Consider the following 21,315-nt stretch of genomic DNA (forward strand, 5'->3'; position numbering starts at 1 on the left):
TTTTCCCCCCCCCCCCCCGCTTCCACCCGCCCGGAGTGACCAGCCGCCGACCACGGCACGCCCCGGTCGGCGTACGGCAAGAGAGGTGCCTCGCGCCATGACGGCAGTACTCGGTGAGAGCGTGGCCAGGGCGCTGTGCGACGACTGGGGGAGCACGGCGCCCAGGCGTCCGCGCCGACCCACCGACACCCCGCTGCGTGAACTGTCCCAGTGGGCGGCGACGCTGCGCCCCGAGCACATCCCGTGCCGGGTACTGAAGCTCGCCGCCAGTCAGGTGCTCTCGCAGGCCGCATCCATCAGGGCCGGGCTCCAGCACCCGCTGGGACGGCGGCTGGTGGCGGCCTTCGGGCACCCGATGCAGCGCGACCCGCGCACCGCCGCGGGCGTCTTCGCCGCCCTCGGGTCCTGGCTCAACCTCGACGACACCGCCTACGCCGGACACCTGTCGAACTCCACCGTCGCGGTACCGCTCGCCTTCGCCTACACCCGCCGGCTCGACGGGCTGTCCCTGCTGACCGCCGTCGTCGCGGCCAACGAGTGCGCGGCCCGCATCACCGCCTCGGCCACCCTCGGCCCGCTGCGCGGCCAGAGCGCCGTGCACACGCACCTGGCGGGCGCGGTGGCCGGCCGGCTGCACTGCGACCGGGCCCCGGCCGCGCTCTTCGAGAACGCCTTCGGGCTGGCCTTCGCCATGCCCAACTGGCCCCTGATGCGCGCTTTCCTGGCCAGCGACGCCCGTCTGTTCAACACCTTCACGCCGGTGCGCACCGCCATGGACGCCTGCGACGCGGCGTACGCGGGGCTGCGCGGCGCTCCCGACATCGTCGAGCACGAGGACGGCTTCCTCGCCCGGTTCGCCACCGTGCCGCTGCCGCAGGCGGTGGCCAAGGGACTGGGTCGGCGCTGGCACACCGACACGCTTTCCTTCAAGATGCACCCCGGCGGGCCGGGCATCGACGCGGCTGTGGACTGCGCCGCCGAGATCCACCGGGAACTGGGCGGCCTGCGGCCCGAGGACGTGGCCGAGGTGGTCGTCGAGGCGTCCCTGTACACCCTCTTCGCCGGTGAGCGTGCAGCCCGGTACGTGAACGGTCCGGGCTCCCCTCTCGGCGCCCTGGTCCTCGACGTGCCCTACCCCGTCGCGACCACCCTGCTCACCGGCGAGTTCACCGTGGACGACTTCTCCTCCCCGCACCTGGACGACCCGGCCCGCTGGGCGCTGGCCCGGCGGGTGCGCCTGGAGCACGACACCGAGATGACGCGCGAACTGTTCCTGTCCGACGCCCCGTTCGGCGAGGCGGTACGGGAGGCGGGGGAGCGTGCCGTGCCGTGGCTGCGCGGCTTCGGCGGGGACGAACTGGTCGACCTGCTGGGCCCGCCGAGCGCCGACGACCGGGACTTCTCCCGCGCCGCGAAGGCCACCGGTGCCCGGGTCACCGTCCGGCTGACCGACGGCCGTACGGTGTCGCGGACCCGGCTGATTCCGGTCGGTGCGGCCGGCCCGGAGACCCGGGTCCGGCACGCGGACCTGGTGCGGGAGAAGTTCCTGTCGGTCGGCGGCCCGCACGAGGTGTCCGACAGCGTGGACCGGCTGCACCGCATGCGTCCGGGCGCCCTGCGTCGCTGGATAGAGGCCGCCTTCCTGGACTGAACCGTCCGGCCCGCCGCCGGACGGCGTGACGTTGCGGCGACCGGAGCGGTTCACCGGCTCCCGCCACACCTTCCCGGCCACACGGTCCTACCGCGCCGGCACCGACAGCAGGGCGAAGGCGTCGAGGATCTCCTCGACCCGCTCTACGATGTCGGCCCGGTCGTTCTGCACCCAGGAGATGTGCTGGGCGCCGAACAGGGCGGAGACCAGGACCCTGGCCAGGGCCTCGGGCACCGCGCTCTCCGGCAGCCGGCCCGCGGCCCGGCACTCCTCGAGGAGTTCGACGATCAGTGACGTGAAACCGACGTACGGGACCGGCATCTCCGCCTTGATGTAGGGACGTTCGATCTGCAGGCGCGCCCCCGCCTTGACGTAGACGTCGTCGCGGAACCCGCCCGCGGTGCGCAGCAGCACGTCCACCACCGTCGAGGGCGAGGAGTGGTCGCCATCGAGCGCGGGGGAGACGATCTCGTTGAGCCTGCGGTAGAACTCCTCCGTCACGGCGACCGCGAGGGCCTCCTTGTTGGAGAAGTGGAAGTACACCGCTCCCTTGGTCATCTCCGCGCCGTCGGCGATGTCCTTCATGGTGACGTTCGGGTAGCCGTGCCGGGCGAAGACCTCCGCGGCCGCGTCGAGGATGGTGCGCCGGGTGCGGATGGCGCGCTCCTGCTTGAGGTGCGAGGTGTCGTCGGCCGAGGTGCTGCCGGAGATGTGCGAGGTCTGTGTCGCGTCGCTGTGTTCGCTCATGACGTCCATTCGTGCCGTGCCGTCCGCTGCTCTGGGTGGCCGGTTCGTGGGGGGACCGGGCCGGGGCAGGTGCGGACGCTTCGCGGGTTTCACCCCTCTGACCAGCAGGGATGACCGATCATCCGCCGTGCTCTGCCCGAGCCTTGCAATATACCTTCCCGAAGGTATATTAATTTCGTGCCGAAGGGCGCCGCACGTCTGTTAGTTCGCATGGTCCTGGTTCTTCCAGTGCGGGGGAGGCGAATCCCAGATGTCAGTCGTGCTCAATCATCCCAGCAACCCTCAGGTGTCAGCAATGGCCCACGCGCGCGATTCGTTGAGCTTTGCACGTCCCGTGACACGTGAGCTGGTGCACCGCAGCTCCGTCGCGGAGGTCCTCGTCACCGACGGCGCCCGTGTCGGTGACCGCGAGTTCGTCGTCGCCGCCCAGTGGCCGCGCGACCACGCGCTCTACCACCCGGACGAGAACGGTCTGAGCGATCCCCTGCTGTTCGCGGAGTCCCTGCGTCAGGGGATGGTGTACGTCGCCCACCGGCACTGCGGTGTGCCGCTCGGCCGCCGCTTCGTCGGCCGTGACATCGACTTCGAGATCACCGACCCCGCCGCCCTGCGGGTCGAGGGCGTACCGCTCTCGGTGTTCCTGGTGGGCGAGTGGACCTGGGACGGCGACGACGCGCGGGGCAGGAGCGGGGCCCGGATGGACTTCCGGCTCTTCGTCGGCGACCGCGCGTGCGGCTGGGGCACCATCAGCATGCTGATGGTGGACGAGCGGCGCTACCGCCTGCTGCGCCGGCTCGGCGGCGGTGCCGTGAACGCGCTGGGCACCGCACCGGCGCGGACGGCCGCGTCCGGGGCCCCGCGCACGCCCCCGCACAGGGTGGGGCGGCTGCGCTGGCGGGACTGCGTCCTGGAAGAGGCCGCGGGGCCCGACGGGTGGCGGTTGAGCGTGGACCGCGACCACGCGGTGCTCTTCGACCACCCCACCGACCACATCCCGATGATGGTGATGCTGGAGGGCTTCCGCCAACTCGGCCACCTCAAGGTGCACGAGGCGTGCGACGGCCCGTTCGCCGACCTCTCCTTCGCGCTGGCCCGGACCACGGTGCAGTGCCTGGCCTTCGGCGAGTTCGACCGGCCCACCCGGCTCGTGATCGACGAGTGCGCGTCGGGCGCCCGTCCGCAGGAAACGTTTCAGCTGTCCGTCTCGGCGGTCCAGGGCGACACCGTACTGGCCCGCGCACGGACCGCCTGGGCCTGCGTGGGCACCCGCCCGGCGGCGGCCGTCCCGGCCTCCTGGTAGCGGCGGCCCGCCGGCCCGGGCCCCGGGGCCGCACGGTCGTCGGAGCTCAGACGGATGCACGTGTCCCCACAACGCGCGTCAGCACGCCCCACATCGCGGCGACGCTGGGCCCGGGCCGGTCCGGGCCCGCGCAGGCGCCGGTCCACAGCGCGGTGCAGAACGCCGCGACGATGAGATCGGCCAGGGCGTCGGCCGGCGGCGCCTCGTCACAGTGCCGTCCCCGCTGCACCTCGCCCACGAGTTCGAGCGCGATGCCATGGGTGTCGCTCAGGAGAGGAGCCACCATGTCGGCCGCCCGAGCCGCCTCCACCTCCAGCCGCAGGGCCGCCTGCGCCCTGTGGTCGGTCTCGAAGAGCTGGCCGAGTCCGAGCACCAGGGCCTCCAGCCGGCTCCTGGCCGGCTCGGGCGAGGTCCTGGCCCCGTCCAGCAGCGTCCGCACGCTCCGGGACAGATGTTCCGTCAGCGCGGCGGCCAGCTTCTCCTTGCTGGAGAAGTGCCCGTACAAGGCGCCCTTGGTCAACCCGATCCGGTCGGCGATGCGCTGCAGGTTCGCGTTCACGTAGCCGTAGCGTGCGAACTCGTACGCAGCGGCGTCGAGGACGCGATCGTGCGTCCGAAGGGCACGCGCCTGCTTGACCACGCTGATCACCTCCTTCACCCCGGCCCGGTGGTGAAGGGCCGGCCAAGAAAAATTCGTTCCCGAACGAATTCTAGTCGTGGAGTAAAGGAGAGCGATAGGTGAACCGGCGTCAAATCTGCACAGGCCAGGAGGCACAGGGTGGCGCGCCGCGGGCGCGCGTACAGCTGGCGGGCGCCGTGGCCTCCGCCGCTGCACACGCGTCGGCGGTGGACGCCACCGGCCGGCTGTCCGCGGAGACCGTCGCGCTGCTGACCCGCGCCGGCTTTGCCCGTCACTTCGTGCCCGGGGTCTGGCATGGTACCGAGGGAACCTTCAGCGACCTCCTCGCCGAGGTGGCGGCCGTCGGCGAGGGGTGTGCGTCCGCCGCGTGGTGCGCCGCTCTGTGGGCGACCCACGGCAGATACGCCGCCCACCTGCCCCTCGATGGGCAGCTCGACCTGTGGGGCCGATCGCCCGATGTGCGGATCGCCGCCGGACTACGGCCCTCCGGCTCGGCCGCCCGCTGCTCCGGAGGCTGGCTGCTCAGCGGCGCCTGGGAGTGCGTCAGCGGGATCGCGGACGCAGACTGGCTGCTGCTCGCGGCCCCGGAACCGGACGAACCGCGGTTACCCGGCGGTCGGTGCCGGCTCTTCGCCGTCCCCGCCGCCGAGATCCACGTACGGGAGACGTGGAGCAGCACCGGAATGCGCGGCACCGGCAGCCACACCGCGGTCCTCGACGGCCCGGTGGTGGTCCCCGACCACCGTACCTGCTCGCTGTCGGACGTGCTGGCGGGCTCTCCCGGGCCCGGACGGTCCCGCTGCCACACCGCCCCGGCGCACCTGGGGACGGGACTCCTGCTGTGCGCGCCCGCCCTCGGGGCGGCCCGCCACGCCCTACGGGAGTGGACCGCGTGGGCCGCGCGCAGGGGAGCCGGCCGGCCCTCGGAGCGCGCCACGCTCCAGCTGACGCTGGCGCAGTCGGCTGACGACATCGAGGCCGCCGAACTGCTGCTCGGGGACGCGGCGCGGCGGGCCGACTCGGGCACCCGCGCAGAGCGGGACGTGGCCCGCAACCGCCGGGTCGCGGCGGCCGCCGCACAGCACCTGGTCACCGCCGTCGAGCGGCTGTTCCGCGCGGCCGGAACCCACGCATGCGGCGGCCCCGGGCCGCTGGAGCGCACCTGGCGCGACGTCCACGTGCTGGCCGCGCACCAGGCCGTGCGCCGGGAGACCGCGGCGGCCCTGTACGCCGACTCGGTGTTCGCCGACTTCGAAGGCCGTCCCGAGCAGGCGGCCGGGCCGGCGGCCGCGCCCCGGTTCGTGGCGCACTCCGCGCCGGCGGAGGTGGTCGCCGGTGTCCACTGACACCCGCAGCGGGCGCAACCGGTCCCCGCGACCCGCGACGACGCCTCCCCGTCCCACACCCTCCCGGCCCGCTGCGCGGGCACGCCCCGAGGGCCCCCGTCGGCTGGTGTTCTTCGACGTGGACGAGACGCTGATCGGCTGCAAGAGCGGCCCGGACTTCCTCCGCGACCACTTCGCGCGGATGCATGGCGCGGACGGAGCGCGCCGGGCCGGCGAACTGCTCGGTGCACTGGCCGGTCTGCCCCGCGCGGAGGCCAACCGCCGTTTCCACCGGGCCTTCCGGGGCTGCCCGGCCGCGGAGGCCGAGGCCGCGGCCCGCCGGTGGTACCGGGAGCACAGCCGGGCCGACGGCTTCTATCTCCCCACCACACTGGCCGCGCTGCGCCGGCACCGGGCCGAGGGCGCGTCCGTCGCCCTGGTCTCCGGCACCTTCCCGCCGCTGCTGGCCGTCATCGCCGAGGCGGTTGGGGCGCAGTTCGCCCTCGGCGCGAGACTCGAACGCTGCGGGCCGCTGCTCACCGGCGAACTGATCGGCCCCCCGGCCATCGGCGCGGGCAAGCGCACCCTGGTGCGCCAGCTCCTCGCCCGCCACCCTGACATCGACCCGGCCGACTGCTGGGCCTACGGGGACCATCCCTCCGACCTGCCCATGCTGCACAGCGTGGGACACGCGGTGATGGTCGCCCCGGACGGGACCCACACCACCGTGCCACCGCACGCCGCCGGGACCGACGGAGGCGGGTGACCGCGGCGGACCGCCGGCTCCGGCCGGGACCGGTGCGGTTGTCGATGCGGATCACCGTGACCTGCCCGCACGACGGTCACGCGGATGAGTGCGAGGTCGGCGTGCACCGTCAGCACGCCGATCACGCCCACGTGCACGGCGGGGCTGCGGGCACGTGACGGTGCCCCACGATGACCACATGGACTACGTGCACGACAGCCACCGTCATGCGGCTCAGGAAGGCCACTGGGGCGATCTACTTGGAGCATGCTCCCGGAAACTCGAGATGCACTCCGGCGTCCGGGGTGCATCTCGTGTGCTTCCGCAGCCCGGAGGAATGGCTCGGTGGCAGATGAATGGTCGGTTCTCACCGGCTCGAGCAGGGCAGGAGCGCCATCTCGGGAGCGTTCTTGATCGCCCTGACGATCCGCCGTTGCTGCTGGGCCGTGACGCGGGTGACGCGGCGGCCGGGTGCTGATCGCGCTGATGCCGTGACGGCCGGGCGGGCTGCTCACCCCTGCTTGTCGGAAGTGGTAGCCGAGCAGGTCGTCCGATGGCGCCACGCTCTTACGGATCAGCAGGCCGGCGGCGGCAGGCCGGTCGAAGAACTCTTCCTCTCGCGCCGCGCCGGCCACCGCGCGCCGGTCCATCCCGCGCGGCTCCCCCCGCGCGATGCGCTCGCACTGCGCGGGCGCCGAAGTTTTGTGCCCGCAAACCGAGCCCTCGGTGGTTGCCGCGGCCTGGGTCGCGCTGAGCAGGCGGACTGCCTGTTGGTGACGCTCGTATGACGCTCTGGATGTGCGTGCGCAGGGGAATGAGCCGAAGGAGCGGCTCTGGCCTGGAGGTTTACGCTGCTTGTTCAGGCCGACATCTTTCCGATGACGCGTCATGTGGAGTGCGTCGCCATCCTCGAACCGGCCGTAAAGGGCTCCTGACCTGCGGTTTTGTCCGTGCGCATTATGTGCGGTGTGGGCGTTAGCTCACGCCCTTGCGCAGTACGTAGACGATGCCGCGCAGTGCGGCCCGTGCCCCGAGTTCGCCTGACAGCCCATCAGGACGAGCGTCAAATGAGCGTCACGAGCGTCATTTCAGCGTCAAGCCGGCGCCGGCGGACGAGGAGGGAGCAACGGGGGCATGCGGTCCCACAGGTCATCAGGCACTAGACCATCCGACACCCGCAGAAGTCTGCCGTTGACTCAGCCCACAGCCAAGCCCTCCGCCAGGTTCATTCTGAAACGATCAGTTAGACGCTCGGACTACGCTTGTATGGGGGGCGATCCACTCGACGCTTTGTTGGCCGGCGTTACAGCTCGCTGATCCGTTGTCTCATGTGATCCCGCAGCTCCTGCCACGTTTCGTCCGCCGTCGGCACGATGGGTTGCCCGATCCGGATGAGAACCCGCCTCCTGCAGGGAGCAGGGAGTCTTGTGCCGCGGGGTATTACGGCGTGGGCGCCGGACAGTGCGACGGGAACAGCGGGTACACCCGTGTCCAAGCAGAGTCTGGCGGCGCCGCTCTTGAATGTGCCGAGTCTTCCGTCGGTCGACCGGGTCCCTTCGGGATACAGGAGCACGTTCCAGCCCTGGTTCAAGAGGTCCATGGCTACGCTGCGCGCTGCGCGCTGCCTCCCGTGCCGCTGGACGGGAAACGCGTTGAACAGCAGAGCCGTGGTCACGCCGGTCAGGAACGAGGTGAAGAAGTAGTCGGCTGCCGCCCCGACCGCTGTGCGGGAGGCGATGCGGGGCGGCAGGGCGCCGAGGATCAGCGGCGTGTCGAGATGGCTGGTGTGGTTTGCCACCAACACCGCTGGGCCGTTGAGCGTGTGCAGATGTTCTCTGCCCTCGATCCGGGGGCGGGCGCAGGCCCGGACGTAGGGATTGACCACGGTGCGGCGCATGGTCTCGCGTACGAGCTTGGCCGGGGTGGTGCGAGCCCAGGCGGTGGGGAAAGGCATCGGTGTTTCAGTGGCGACCTTCACCGGACGTCCGCCATGGTGATGGGCGGGGTACGCAGGCAGTTGATGCTCGGGCTGGATCCCACGGTGTGTGAGGCGATCTCCAGAGCGGACGACAGGTCGGGCGCCGCGTGGAAGCCGAGGCGGGCGGCGGTCTTCGGATCGGCGCCGACGAAGATGATGTCGCCGAGATGCTGCATGGCGTGTGCGCCCCAGTACCACATGTAGAACGGGTGCACTCCGTGGAATGCGTGGCTGGTGCGGTACAGGTGGATGTACCACGGGTCGGTGGCGAATTTCTCCTCGAACTTGCTCTCCATCTCCGCTGGATCCGTGGTCACCGAGAGCACCTCTTCGAAGAAGTCGATGTAGCTCGGGTGATGCACCGGGTGGAATGCATGCGGCAGCGGGTGGTAGAAGATCCCGACGCCTCCCTGCCGCACGATGGGCTTGTTCAGGTAGAAGTTGAACAGGTATCCCAGGGCCATGCACATGGCCAGCACCGGGTTCATGATCGAGTTCACGTTGTACGGTCCCACGTAGGGAACTCCGAAGACACCGACGTCGGCTTGGCCGTCGACCCGGGTGACCTGCTGGCGGTGCACGTTGCCGAGGGTGATCGGGTGCACCGCGCTCGGGGTGCCGGCGTTGATTCCGGTGATGCCGTAGGGGGCTTTGATGGCGTTGAGCACGTGACGCCGTAGCGTGTTCGGCATGGCGCGAGTTCCGTGACGGACTCCCAGAAATCCCGTCTTGTCGGCCAGGTTCCATTCCCACTCGTGCTTGCTGAGGAAACCCATGGAGGAGGGAAAGGAGGCGCCGTTTACCGTCGTCTCGATGGTGAAGATCTTGAGGTGGCCGCCGATCACGTCGTGCATGCGGTGGAAGGAATGGTGTAGGGCGGACTTGGCGGGGTCGTTGAAAGAGCGGGAGTGCCGCAGGGTATGTGTGTTGTGGTGGTGGCGCAGGCTGCGGTAGCTGGCCAGCCCGACAGCGACCGACTTGGGACCGCCGTTCAGTGCGATCAGGTTGACGTTGACGTACACCAACAGATCGCTCTCGGCGGCCCTGCGATTGATTTCGACGTCCTCGGCGGCGCCGGTCATTCCCAGGTGTGTCAGGTTGTCGCGGTCCTCGGCGTCGTGGTTGCGCAGGCGATCGGGGAAGTACGTGCGGAAGACGCGCTCGCCCACGACGTGTTCGAGCTCTGTGGGAGTCATCCGGCGATGCAGCGCGTTGGCCGCGATCAGTTCGATGTCCTCCACGCCCAGTCGTGTTGCCATGTCGACGACTTGTTCGATGACGCGCCCGCGTACATCCGGGCGGCGCATGGAGGGAAGCGGGAGCGAGACGTCGTCGAAGACGATGGTCAGTCGCATACCAGGCTTGAGCAGGTGAGGAAGAGGCTCGATGCCGTGGGGGTGCAGCAACGCGTGGTTGATCGCCGCGTCGACGTCCTGGATACCGGGGAGAGAGGCCGGCGGGTAGATGACCCTGCTGCCCAGCGGCAGCCGCTCGGCGCGAATCCCCTCGCCCTCGAAGAGAACCACTGGCGGTGTACGTTCATCGACTTCCCGCACGATACCTGGCTTGTTCATGGTGTCCTCTTGTCGTCGTCCGTGGTGGTGCCGGCGGTCGTGATGCGGTGATGACGGGGAGGCGAGGCGGCTGCGGCGAGCGCTTCCCACTGGGTGGTGGTGTGAACGCCCCAGATGACAACGGGCCATCGGCGCTGCGAGGCATGGCGCCGCAGTCGGCGGTCGGGGTTGACGGCGCACGGGTGCCCGACCGTCGCCAGGAGGGCTCGGTCCGAGTAACTGTCCGCGTACGCGTAGGAGCGCTGCACGTCCAGGCCGCGGTCGGCGCAGTACTTCCGCACCCAGGAGCCGCGGATGTCACCCACGACGGGCGGCGAGGGGACGTGTCCGGTCATGATCCCCTCTTGGGAAGCCATGCGGCAGGCGACGATCTCGTCGAACAGAGGGCGCAGTGGCTCCACGAGAAGGTCGAGGCTGCCCGTGACGAGCACCGTGCGGTGTCCTGCCGAGCGGTGCGCCCGGATCTGTCGTACGGCTTCCGGTCTGACCCGGTGCAGCAGTGCGTTCCCGACGGCTTCACGCACCAGGGCCCGCAGAGTCTCCTCGCGTAGCCCCTTGTAACGACGCAGGAAGCAGTGGACGAATTCCGGCCTGCCCCGGTGTTCGGCCAGCGCGTAACGGGGGGCATTGGAGAGCAGGCTCAGCAGTTCCAGAGGCCAGCCCCGGCGGGGCAGCGCTGCCAGCCGTGTCCAGACATACGATTCGACGAGGTTGGAGGCGAGGATCGTGCCGTCGAGATCGAAGACGGCGGCGACTCGGCTGTCGGCCGTCAAGGGCTTGGGCGGTTGCTCGTCTGTCCGGGCTCGCAGGGGCCCTTCAGCGGTGATCGGCCCGGTGCGGTCGCGGGGCTCGGTCGCCCGCGCGACTCCTGCGGTCCAAAGCATTCTCCACCTCGGTGTGAACCGCTGCTCGACGGCAGCAGGTGACGGTACGGGGGCAGGCCGGCACTCACGCCCCAACGGGCTCCACCGGCATGGCATGGGTTTGGCGGCAGCCGCTCACCGCTGCTTCGCACACGGTGCGGAGCGGCCAGTCCAAGGCGAGTGCCGCGCGTTCCGCTTCGGATACTTCCGGCTGCAGAGTGAGGTGGCCGTACGGCCCTTCCGCGATCTTCACGGTCACCGGTTGTGCGTGGCCCGGAGGGCCGACGGGCACTGTGACGGAACGGCGCGGGAGTACCACGCGCTGATGAGCGGACCAGCGGACTCCGAGGGTGGGAGTGTGACGGAACAGCGTCTCGGTGACGGCTTGCCGTACCTGCTCGGAACAGAGCGCGGTGACGACCTGGCCCGGCCGACCATGGCGACCGATGATGCCGGTGGTCCAACAGTCCCAGGCGCCCGCCTCCCGCAATGCGCGCAGCACCGACGGCCACAGGCGGGGATCCATGTCGTCGACGGTGCTCTCCAGGGTCAGCACCTCGCCCTGAAGCGGTGCAGAGACCGCTGTGGACTCCCCGATCACGACTCTGGTGATGTTGGGGCGGTCCACTGTGTCCCGGGACCCGCCTCCGGTGCCCACGGCACGTACCGTCATGGGGGGCAGCGCGCCCGGCTCGGCCAGAGAGGCCACCAGCGCTGCCCCGGTGGGGGTGGTGCGTTCGCCCGTCAGCTCACCGGAGGTCAGTTGTAGTCCTGCGTGGGCGGTGATGTTCAGGACTGCGGGAACGGGCACGGGCATGCGTCCGTGCGCACATCCGACGGTTCCACTCCCCGCGGCCAACGGTGAGCACGTGATCACCGCGCCGTCGTCGAGCAGTCCCAGACCCTCCAAGGCTGCGGCACAGCCGACCACGTCGGCCAGCGCGTCATAGGCGCCCACTTCGTGGAAGTGCACCTTGTCAGGGGTCGTGCCGTGGGCCTCGGCTTCGGCCTGAGCGAGAAGTTCGAACACGCGGTGAGCCAGGGAGTTGGCCTTCTTCCCGAGGCTGGTAGCCCCGGCGCAGAGGTCCAGCACGTCATGCAGATGTCTCGCCCGGTCCGGCGTGTCCGGTGACGCGACGCTCACGCGGGTGCAGGCGAATCCACCACGCCTGGCCTGGCTGACGGAGACGTCGAGACCGACAACACCGAGAGAACGCACTGCTTCGCTCACTACGCCGATGTCCGCACCGGCCGCGACAAGGGCGCCCAGGAGCATGTCCCCCGCAACCCCGGCCGTGCAGTCCAGAAACGCGACACGGGAGCGGGGACCGCCTCCGGACGAGGTCATTGCGCACCCCTCGCGCCGACCGGATCACCTGGCGGCCGCCGTTCGCCCTTCTGGGCGTTGTCACGGTTGTAGATCGCGTTGACGATCCTCAGGGCGTGTGCGGCGGCCCCGAAACCGTTGTCGATGTTGACCACGGTCAGGCCGGGGGAGCAGGAGGCGAGCATGGAGACCGCGGCGGCGAGTCCTCCGGCGGCGACCCCGTAGCCGATGCTCGTCGGCACTGCGATGACCGGGGCCCGCACCAGTCCGGTCACCACGCTGGGCAGGGCGCCGTCCATGCCCGCTGCCACGATGACGCAATCGGCGTTGTGCAGATGGGGCAGTTGGGCGAAGAGCCGACCGATACCTGCCACGCCGACGTCCTCGAAGAGCCGGCCCCCGACCCCCAGAGCGGAAAGCGTGGCCAGCGCCTCCCTGGCGACCGGCAGGTCCGTCGTACCGGCCGTCAGAACGGCGACCGTCCCCCGGGGAGGGGGCAGTTCCCCCAGAGTGACGGTGCGGGCGACACGGTCGACGCAGACCGGACGGTCACCGAAACGCGCCCCTGCTGCGTCGAGTACCGCATCCGGGCACCGGGTCGCCAGCGCGGGACCTGCGGGGTCCTTTTCGTACAGTTCGGTAAGGAGGCGCAGCGTCTGTTCGACTGTCTTGGACTGGGCGAACACCACCTCCGGTAATCCGGTTCGCGCCCGCCGCGAGGTGTCGAGTCGCGCGAAGTCCTCGACCCGGGTGATCTCGCAGTCCACCAGCGATGTCATGGATTCGTCCTCGGTCATGAGCTCGGCCTCTCTTCTGTGCCGCTGCCGAGAGCAGCGACGGTGCTTACTCCACCCGGCCTGTAGCGGGCGAGGGAGCCCGTCGAGGTGCGGGCCAGGGGGCTGATGCGGCTCAGCAGCTCAGCGGACTGGCCGGCCCGGTCGTTCAGCCATTGATGGGCTCCGGGGTCGAGATCGATGCGGAAGCTCTCTGCGAAGATCCTCACCCGCAGGTCCCGGACGGGCACATGGCGTTCGGCCAGGAATGCGCGTACGGCTTCCTCGGCGCGCTCGACGAGCTCCAGCCTCTCGCGTGTCACGGGTACGCCGACCGCGATCCTCGACGCCAGGCAGGGCGAGCTGGGCTTCTCGGCCACCGGCAGTCCCCAAGCCCTCGCCACGGCTCTCACCTGGGCTTTGCCCAGGCCGATGTCTGCCAGAGGCTCCACGACGTGGAGTTCCCTGGCGGCTCGCAGCCCCGGGCGGTGCGCGGAGCGCCGGTCGTCGCCGTGGGTGCCGGTTGCCACATGCAGGAACCCCCGGGAAGCGGCCTCCGCGGTCACCCGCGACAACACGGTCTGTTTGCAGAAGTAGCAGCGGTCGCCGGAGTTGGCCCGGTAGCCGGGCACCGCCAGCTCGTCCGTCGTCAGGACGGCCAGCTCGACGCCCAACTGTTCAGCCACGACGTGAGCCGACCGCAGCTCGTCACGAGCGAGGGCGGGGGAGTCGGCTGTCGCCGCGAGAGTCCTGGCCGGCCCGAGCGCGCGCACGGCGGCAGCCAGCACCACGGTGGAATCGACTCCTCCGGAGAAGGCGACCACCACACTGTCCAAACGGCTCACCGCCGCCAGCAGCGCCTCCGCGTTCCCGCGGGGAGGGATGGTGTCCTGATCTTGATGGATCACGTCCGGGTACATCGGTGTACGTACCTCACTTCGACTCGACAGGGCAACGGGTCAGGATCCGGTCAGGGCCCGGTCGAGACGCTGGGTCAGCCCATGGACGCTGCCTGCCGCCATCAGCTCCATGATGGGAAGGTCGCAACCGAACGTCCGATGCATCGCGACCTTCAGCTGCGTGCCCATCAGCGAGTCGAGCCCGAGGTTCGCCAGATTCGTCGCACGGTCGATGCGGTCCGGGGTGGTCTGCAGCACAGCGGCCGTCAGGTCCGTCAGGGTGTCAGCGATCAAGGCCGTACGCTCCTCCGCGCTGTCCGTCTTGGCCAGCCGTTCCCTGAAGTCCTCCGGCCCACCATGGCCGGTGAGGCTTTCCGCGTCGTCCACCTGCTGGGCGAACCGTGGCTTGAGCAGGGCGGGCAGCACCTTGGCCATCCGCCCCCAGTCCATGAGACCTACCACCGCGGCCTCGTCTCCCCTGCTCAGGAAGCGGCTCAACACCTGACAAGCGGTGGCAGGCGGGATCAGCCCGATACCGGAGCGGGAGATCGTGTCCGACATGACGGTTCGTGCGACGTATCCCGTCTCGCCGATGCCTCCCCACGCCAGCGCTGTGCCCGGTAGACCAGCGTTTCGTCGAGCCCGCACCAGGGACTCGAGGAAGAGATTGGCAGCCGCGTAGGGCGCCTGATGACTGTTGCCGACGAGAGCGGCCACGGAGGAGTAGACGGCGAAGAAGTCCAGGGAACGCTCGCGGGTGAGAGCGTCCAGCACCACACCGCCTTGTGCCTTCGCGGCATACACGGCGGCGTACCGCTCGGGCGTCAGTTCCGCCAACGGGGCGTCATCCAGGTGCATGGCGGCATGCACGATCCCCCGCACCGGCCGGCCTGCGGCGTCGTGACTCTCGAAGATCGCTCGCATGGCGTGGACATCGGTCACGTCAGCGGCGTACGCCACCGCGTCCACACCTTGTGCGCCGAACTCGTCGAGGAGCACCGGGGCTTCGGGCGAAGCCGCACCGCGGCGACCCACCAGGGCGAGGGACCGCGCGCCACACCGCACGAGGTGACGGGCTGTCGCCGCGCCCAGACCGCTGAGCCCTCCCGTGACGAGGTACGTCGCATCAGGATCGAGCTGCAAGGACTGCTCCCGCTCCGCCACGCGCACCGGCTCGCTCGGCTGAAAGGTGACAACGACCTTGCCCAGGTGGCGTGAGTGCCGCAGGCTCCGCAGGGCTTCGTCGATGCGGGGAGCGGGGTAGGTCTGATGCGGCAGCGGCCGGTACACGCCCTCCGTCACCCTGTCGGTCACTGTCGCGAAGGCCACGGCGGCTGCCTGCGGCTCGTCCGCGACCAGCCGGGTGATGTCGACACCGAAGTAGGCGAGGTTCTTACGGAAGGGACGCAGCAGCAGGGGTTGGTTGCCGTGGATGTCGCGTTTCCCGAGCTCGACGAAGCGGCCACCCGGCCGCAGGCATTCCAGGCCGCGGCTGATCGCCTCGCCGGCGAGCGAGTTGAGTACGACATCGACGCCCCGGCCCTGTGTGACGGCCTTGACCTCGTCGGCGAAGGACAGACTCCGCGAATCCAGGACGTGCTCCACACCGAGCATGCGCAGGAGGTCACGCTTGCCGGGGGTCCCCGCGGTCGCGATCACATGCGCGCCCACCTGGTCGGCGTAGCGCAGTGCGGCGAGGCCGATGCCGCCGGCACCCCCGTGGACGAGCAGAGTCTCACCGGGGGCAAGCCGTGCCAGGTCCTCCAGTGAGTGCTGCACCGTCAGGTAGACGGCGGGGATCGTCACCGCCTCGCTGTAGAGCATGCCGTCCGGCATACGGCCGGTCTGCTCGGCCCGCACCCGCACATGGGAGGCCAGAGTGCCGTGTCCGAAGGCGAAGACCCGGTCCCCTTCGGAGAGCCCGACCACCTCGGGACCGACAGCCACGACTTCCCCGGCACATTCGAGACCGAGGGCCGGCCCGCCGTCGACCGGAGGCTCCGCGCCGGGCGGCAACAAGCCCGCGGCGAGCATCACATCGCGATAGTTGAGGGCAGCGGCACGCACCTCCACGACCACCTCGCCCGCTCCGGGCACGAGGTCCTCGGACGGCACCCAGGCGAGCTGGTGTCGCAGCCCCGGTTCACGCAGCTCAAGTGTGTACGGTCGCCCACCATGATTCTCGTGGGTGAGGGGACCGCAGTCGGTCAGCCGTGGCACGAACCGCCCCCGCCGAGTGAGAACGACCTCGTCCTCGTCGGTGGGTTCGAGCAGTTCCCGTGCCAGCCGGACGGCGTCGCCGGCTGTGTCCGGCGTTCGGGCCAGTGACACGCGTCGGACGGCTAGGCCCGGCCGTTCGTTCGCGAGGACCCGCCCGGTGCCCCAGACGGCGGCACTTCCTCGGACACCGCCGTTGTCCGGCGCGGGAAACAGCCCCGTCTCCGCGGTGACCAGGTACAGCGCACCGACGCCGTCTTCCGCCATGGCGCCCGCGGCCCGCACGAGTCCGGCGCGATGGACGGCTTCGGCCACCGTTGCGCCCCCGGTTTCGTGCTCCCCGTCACTCGTGTGTTCGACGTCGACGTCGAAGAGCAGGACGGTGTTCGCTCCTCCGAGAGGCAGGCGGTCGGGCCATGCTGTGCCGGCACCAGGAGCCTCGACGACCGTGGCCTCGACAGCACCCGCAGCCTTCAGCTCGGACACCAGGGCTCGTGCGAAGTCGCTGTCCGTCCTGTCGGTGACCACGCTCCACCGGCCGCCGTTGGCTGAGGGGCGGGGCTGTGGAGCGGAACAAGGTCGGTTCCGGCGCGCCAGGAGAAGAGAGTAGTCGTCCCTGAACTCCGGACATGCGCTGCTCAACTGCGAGACGTCATCGAAACCGCACTGCCGGAGCAGCGGCGCCCAGTCCTCCCTGCGCAGCAACGGAGTGCTGCGCAGATGGGTGTCGCCGAAGGCCCAGAATCCGTCGAGCAGCCCGAAGCAGGGCCCGAGGATCTCCTCGTCGTGGCTCTCGACTGCCAGGAGCAGACCTCCATCGGCGAGCAGTGAGGCGGTCCGGTGCAGTGTGGCGCGCAGATCACTGGTCGCGTGCAGCACATTGGCCGCCACGACGATGTCGTAGTAGCCGTCCTGGTAACCCTGTTCACTGAGGTCCTGCTCCAGGTCGAGGGTGCGGTACTCCACGAAGTCGTACGTCGAGAACCGGGCCTGGGCCCTGGGGAAGAAGGCTGCGGACACGTCGGTGTACAGGTACTGGGTGAGGTGCGGAGGGAGGAGGGGGAGGAGAGCACTGGTGACGCCTCCCGTGCCGGCGCCGACCTCCAGGACGCGCAGGGGACGGTCCGCAGGCCATGCCGCGACCGCCTCGGCCAGGACCGCTCGGGCGTAGCGACCCTGCAGCCGAGCCTGCGGCGTGTCGGTGTAGAACGCCTCGACGTGGTGCCGGTCGGCTTCTGAGAAGAGCAGTTCCCTGGGATCGATGTCTCCCCGGAGCACGCCGGTGAGGTGGGTGCCGAACCTGGTGTAGACGGCGAGGGCGGAGATCCATTCAGGGAACTGCGCCACGCAGTCCTGGGCCCACTGGAGTGGGCGAGGAGTGCGGGTGAACCGCCAACGCGACGCATCGGGCACCGAGGAGTCGACCTGCTCCAGCAGGCCGGCCCGCTCGGTCATGCCGACCAACAGGCTCACGTACGACGCGTGCTTCGGCTGGACAGCGGCCAGTAGATCGTCCATGTCGAATTCCTGGACCGCCGGCAGCAGTTCCCTGAACGTGGACGCCGCCCAGTGGCCCACGGTCTGCTTGATCCGCGGAACGAACGCCGCGTAGCGGTCGCCGAGGGTGGCCTCGAGCGCGGCCCGCTCGTCGGCGGTCGCGACGGCGAGCGCACTCGGTGCGGGCAGAGGGACGGAACCGGCCGCCCGGTCGCCCGGTCGCGGGGCGGCCCGCAGGACAGGGGCCATCTGCTGGAGGTCCTGGGCCGGTCCGGTGGCGATGCCGCGCAGGCGGCATCCTCGCAGTTCGGCGATGACCACTCCGTCTTGGCCGGACACGGTCACGTCCAGTTGGGCGTACTGAGGGTTCATCTCCCGTACGCCCACATGGATCAGGCCATGCTGTGGCAGACGGTCCCAAAGGCGTGCCGAGCCGATGGCCGTGGGGAGGTACATCCGGCCGTCCGCCATGGTTGCCAGGAGCGGTGAGGCAGCCTGCAGCGCGGCGTCCAGTAGCGCCGGGTGAGCCTCATAGGCCGTGCTCTCCGCTGGTGCAGGATCGGTGTACGTGGCCAGAACCTCCCCGTCCCCGACCCACAGCTCGGTGAGCCCCTGGAAGCGGGGGCCGTAGTCCAGGCCCCGGCGGGCCGTCTCCGCGTAGTGGTCCTGCCCTTCTACTCGGCGCGCGTTCAGTCGGGAACGCAGGAGGTCGACGTCCAGCGGGGCCGGTGGCGGGGAGAGCAGGCGGCGCACCCGGCCGCGAGCGTGTGTCTGCCACTCGCTCGCCGTGTCGGTTCGGGAGGCGATCCGTGTGACGCCGTCCTCCTCGGACAGCGAGGTCTGCAGTACGACCTCGCCCGTCTCGTCGTCGTGCGGCTGGACCAGGGGCCGGAGGATGTCGAGGTCGGTGACTTCGGCGGCGCAGCCCAAGGCGTGGCGGCCGGCCGCGAGAGCGGCCTCGACGTACGCGGTTCCTGGCATGACGGCGGCGCCGCCGACACGGTGGTCGTACAGCCAGGGCATGCGAACGCCGTTCACACGCTGGTGCCAAGCGGGTCCGGCCACGGCGGCCCGGCGCCCCAGGATCGGATGTACCACGGTCCTGTCCTGGGGGACGCCGGCCCACCAGTCCGGGGACCCGTTCCAATGGCGTTCCCGCTGCCAGGGGTAGGCGGGCAAGGACACGACCCGGCCAGGTCGGGGGAAACATGGCGCAGCTGCCCGGATTCCGGTCGCGAGCAGGTGGGCTGCCGCGCGGCGCACCGCCTCGGGGCCGCTGCGGTCGCGTCGACCGGTGCCGACGATCGTCCCTGCCGGTGCCAGTCGGCGCAGGTAGGGAGTGAGAACGGTGTGCGGGCCGATCTCCACGAAGGCGGTGCAGCCGTCGTCTGCGAGGTGGCGCACGGCATCCGCGAAGAGCACGGGCTCGCGGACGTTGCGCCACCAGTACGTGGCATCGAGCTGCCCACCAGACAGGCGACCCCCCGTCACGGTGGAGGCGAACGTGATGTCGGGGGAGCGTGGGCGCAGGCGTCCGAGAGATCCCTCGACGAGATGCCGCACCGGGTCCATGGTCTTGCTGTGAAAAGCGTAGTTGAGATCGAGTTCCCGGAAGAAGATGTCCCGGACGGCCAGCGCCCGGCCCAGTTCCTTCAGCGCGGCGGGGTCGCCCGCAAGAGTGACGTCGTTGCGGCTGTTGATGCCGGCCAGCTCCAACCGCCCTTGCATCGCCGCGAGTTCCTTGTCCGCCTCTTCGCGGGACAACCCGGCGGCCGCCATCCGGCCCTGGCCAGCGGTCAGGGCTTGAGCTCGACTGCGTTCGGTCACCACCAGGCATGCGTCGGCCAGGTCGAGGACACCGGACACGTGAGCGGCCGCGATCTCCCCCACACTGTGCCCCACGACCGCCTCGGGCCTGATCCCGTACACCTCGTCGAGCACCCGCACCAGACCGATCTGTACGGCGAAGAGCAGAGGCTGCGCGACCTCGGTCAGCCCCAATCGGGGTTCGTCGCGGGTCAGTTCGTCAGCCACCGACCACCCCAGGCGTGGCCTGAGTTCAGCGTCGACGGACTCCAGGGCGGCGCGGAAGACCGGCTCGCTGTGGAGCAGATCAGCCCCCATGCCGGGCCACTGCGATCCATTGCCGGAGAAGGCGAAGGCCACCTTACCGGGGCGGCCTCGAGCCGCTGTCGCCACCGACGCCGGCTCTTTGCCCTGCGCCGCGCCGTGCAAGGCCTCTGCTGCTTCGACCGGACCGTTGGCCAGCACGGCGATGCGCTGTTCGTGGTGGCCGCGTCGCACGGTCGAGGTGTAGCAGATGTCGTAGAACTCTTCACGGTCGGCGAACTCAAGGTGCTGCGCCATCCGTCCGGCTGCCTCCCGCAGCGCCCCGGCGGTCCGGGCGGAGACCATGACCGGCATCCGGCTCCCAGCGGGAGGTGTGTCGCGCGCCTCGTCCTCGGCGGGTGCCGCCGCGAGTACGACGTGGGCGTTGGCTCCACCGAATCCGAAGGAATTGACGCCGACGAACACCCGTCCCTCGGCCTCGATCGGTTCCGTCCGGGTCACGGGGCGAACGTTCCAGCCGGCGAAGTCGATCTTCGGGTTGAGCGGTTCGGCGTGGAGGGTCGCCGGCACCCTCCGGTGCCGCAGCACCAACAGTGCCTTGAGCAACCCGGCGATCCCCGAGGCTGCCTCCAGATGCCCGACATTGCTCTTGACCGAACCGATGGGCAGTGCGCCGAGACTTCGGCCACTCCCCAGGGAGCGGCCGACGGCCTCGCATTCGATGGGATCGCCCGCCTGGGTGCCGGTTCCGTGCGCCTCCAGATAGACCAGGTCGTCCGGCGAGATCCCCGCACCTCGGTAGACCTCGCTCAGCAGCGCCTGCTGGGCCGTCGCACTGGGAAGTGCGAGTCCCGGAGTGCGACCGTCGTTGTTGGTGCCGCTGGCGACGATCACGCCGTGGATCCGGTCGCCGTCGTCGAGAGCGTCGGCCAGGCGCTTCAACAGTACGAGCCCGCCGCCTTCGGACCGGACGAAGCCGTCAGCATGTGCGGAGAAGGCGCGGCAACGCCCGGTCGGTGACAGCATCGAGGCACTGGAGAAGCCCGCGTACCCCTGTGGGTTGATCAGGATGTTGACGCCACCCGCCAGCGCGGTGCGTGAGCGTCCTGACCGCAGGTGCTCACACGCCTGGTGCAGGGCGGTCAGAGCGGAGGAGCACGCCGTGTCCACCGCGACGCTCTGCCCGTGCCAATCGAAGAAGTGGGAGAGACGGTTGGCGGCGATGGAACTCGCCATTCCGGTCAGGGTGTAGGCGTTCCCGGTCTGTGGATCACAGGACTGCAGCTCCCCGTAGTCACGGCTGGAGCAACCGATGAAGACCGCGGTGTCGGATCCCCGTGAGCGGGCGTGGTCGATTCCGGCGTCGTCCAGGACCTCGGCCGCGAGTTCGAGCAGTAGACGCTGTTGCGGGTCCATTCGGGACGCCTCACGCGGGGAGATCCCGTCGAAGAAGGAGGTGTCGAATCCGGCGATGTCCTCCAGGAAGCCACCGGCCGCCGTGTAGCTCATGCCCGGCCGAGGCCGGCGGCTGTCGATGAAGTCGGCTACCGCGAACCGGTCAGCCGGGACTTCGGTCACCACGTCACGGCCGACGAGCAGCACGCCCCACAAGTCCTCCAGGGTGTGGACGCCGCCAGGAAGGCGGCACGCGGCACCGACGACCGCGAGGGCGTCTGCGGGCAGGGGCGGAGGGGGCTGGGACAACAGGG

The 21,315-nt window shown here is 70.1% G+C and carries 13 protein-coding genes and 1 pseudogene; 4 read left to right on the forward strand and 10 right to left on the reverse strand.

What is annotated here, in order from left to right; translation table 11 throughout:
* The first annotated feature begins 97 nt into the window (after positions 1-97).
* Positions 98-1,651 (forward strand): MmgE/PrpD family protein, encoded by a 1,554-nt coding sequence (locus ACVV2G_RS29575; protein WP_453845848.1) that lies wholly within the window; start codon positions 98-100, stop codon positions 1,649-1,651.
* Positions 1,652-1,738: 87 nt separating this feature from the next.
* On the opposite strand, the gene ACVV2G_RS29580 is transcribed toward ACVV2G_RS29575, so the two are convergent.
* The gene (locus ACVV2G_RS29580) at positions 1,739-2,398 is read right to left on the reverse strand and encodes a ScbR family autoregulator-binding transcription factor (RefSeq protein WP_453845849.1); all 660 of its coding nucleotides are present in this window, start codon (positions 2,396-2,398) and stop codon (positions 1,739-1,741) included.
* A 334-nt stretch (positions 2,399-2,732) separates the two neighbouring features.
* On the opposite strand from ACVV2G_RS29580, the gene ACVV2G_RS29585 reads away from it, so the two are divergent.
* Positions 2,733-3,698 carry a ScbA/BarX family gamma-butyrolactone biosynthesis protein gene (locus ACVV2G_RS29585; RefSeq protein ID WP_453845850.1) on the forward strand — a complete coding sequence of 322 codons (966 nt, stop codon included), beginning with the start codon at positions 2,733-2,735 and terminating at the stop codon, positions 3,696-3,698.
* 46 nt (positions 3,699-3,744) lie between these two features.
* On the opposite strand, the gene ACVV2G_RS29590 is transcribed toward ACVV2G_RS29585, so the two are convergent.
* Positions 3,745-4,338: a TetR family transcriptional regulator gene (locus ACVV2G_RS29590; protein WP_453845851.1), complete on the reverse strand. Its 594-nt coding sequence runs from the start codon at positions 4,336-4,338 to the stop codon at positions 3,745-3,747.
* A 98-nt stretch (positions 4,339-4,436) separates the two neighbouring features.
* Between ACVV2G_RS29590 and ACVV2G_RS29595 the strand changes: the two genes are divergently transcribed.
* Entirely contained in the window at positions 4,437-5,684 is a 1,248-nt protein-coding gene (locus tag ACVV2G_RS29595) for an acyl-CoA dehydrogenase family protein (RefSeq protein ID WP_453845852.1), read from the forward strand.
* A gap of 106 nt (positions 5,685-5,790) precedes the next feature.
* Complete coding sequence (locus ACVV2G_RS29600) at positions 5,791-6,429, forward strand: HAD family hydrolase (protein ID WP_453845853.1); 639 nt, start codon at positions 5,791-5,793, stop codon at positions 6,427-6,429.
* A 346-nt stretch (positions 6,430-6,775) separates the two neighbouring features.
* Here the strand turns inward: ACVV2G_RS29600 and rpsR are convergent.
* The 8 genes and pseudogenes from rpsR to ACVV2G_RS29640 form a co-directional block, all read right to left on the reverse strand.
* Positions 6,776-6,874: pseudogene (rpsR, locus tag ACVV2G_RS29605) on the reverse strand (bS18 family ribosomal protein); the annotation flags it as partial.
* Positions 6,875-7,711: 837 nt separating this feature from the next.
* A complete protein-coding gene (locus ACVV2G_RS29610; protein WP_453845854.1) occupies positions 7,712-8,386 on the reverse strand; it encodes a lysophospholipid acyltransferase family protein in 675 nt (224 codons plus the stop codon).
* Positions 8,383-9,960 (reverse strand): NPN-dependent hydroxyacid isomerase, LarAH14/15/16 family, encoded by a 1,578-nt coding sequence (gene larAH / locus ACVV2G_RS29615; RefSeq protein ID WP_453845855.1) that lies wholly within the window; start codon positions 9,958-9,960, stop codon positions 8,383-8,385. The genes ACVV2G_RS29610 and larAH overlap by 4 nt, the downstream gene beginning before the upstream one ends.
* Positions 9,957-10,733 (reverse strand): HAD family hydrolase, encoded by a 777-nt coding sequence (locus tag ACVV2G_RS29620; protein ID WP_453845856.1) that lies wholly within the window; start codon positions 10,731-10,733, stop codon positions 9,957-9,959. Before ACVV2G_RS29620 ends, larAH begins: the two co-directional genes overlap by 4 nt.
* A gap of 175 nt (positions 10,734-10,908) precedes the next feature.
* Positions 10,909-12,171, reverse strand: a complete 1,263-nt coding sequence (gene larC / locus ACVV2G_RS29625) for a nickel pincer cofactor biosynthesis protein LarC (protein ID WP_453845857.1) — start codon at positions 12,169-12,171, stop codon at positions 10,909-10,911.
* Entirely contained in the window at positions 12,168-12,947 is a 780-nt protein-coding gene (gene larB, locus ACVV2G_RS29630; RefSeq protein WP_453845858.1) for a nickel pincer cofactor biosynthesis protein LarB, read from the reverse strand. The genes larC and larB overlap by 4 nt, the downstream gene beginning before the upstream one ends.
* A complete protein-coding gene (gene larE / locus ACVV2G_RS29635; RefSeq protein ID WP_453845859.1) occupies positions 12,944-13,843 on the reverse strand; it encodes an ATP-dependent sacrificial sulfur transferase LarE in 900 nt (299 codons plus the stop codon). Before larE ends, larB begins: the two co-directional genes overlap by 4 nt.
* Before the next feature lie 39 nt (positions 13,844-13,882).
* Positions 13,883-21,310, reverse strand: a complete 7,428-nt coding sequence (locus tag ACVV2G_RS29640) for an SDR family NAD(P)-dependent oxidoreductase (protein ID WP_453845860.1) — start codon at positions 21,308-21,310, stop codon at positions 13,883-13,885.
* Positions 21,311-21,315: the final 5 nt, after the last annotated feature.

The organism is Streptomyces sp. JK94, from assembly GCF_053613315.1.

Bases quoted from the DNA above. Each gene is read 5' to 3' on its own strand.
- ACVV2G_RS29575 (WP_453845848.1), top strand. From the start codon at position 98: ATGACGGCAGTACTCGGTGAGAGCGTGGCCAGGGCGCTGTGCGACGAC.
- larB (WP_453845858.1), bottom strand. From the start codon at position 12,947: ATGACCGAGGACGAATCCATGACATCGCTGGTGGACTGCGAGATCACC.
- larC (WP_453845857.1), bottom strand. From the start codon at position 12,171: ATGACCTCGTCCGGAGGCGGTCCCCGCTCCCGTGTCGCGTTTCTGGAC.
- ACVV2G_RS29580 (WP_453845849.1), bottom strand. From the start codon at position 2,398: ATGAGCGAACACAGCGACGCGACACAGACCTCGCACATCTCCGGCAGC.
- larE (WP_453845859.1), bottom strand. From the start codon at position 13,843: ATGTACCCGGACGTGATCCATCAAGATCAGGACACCATCCCTCCCCGC.
- larAH (WP_453845855.1), bottom strand. From the start codon at position 9,960: ATGAACAAGCCAGGTATCGTGCGGGAAGTCGATGAACGTACACCGCCA.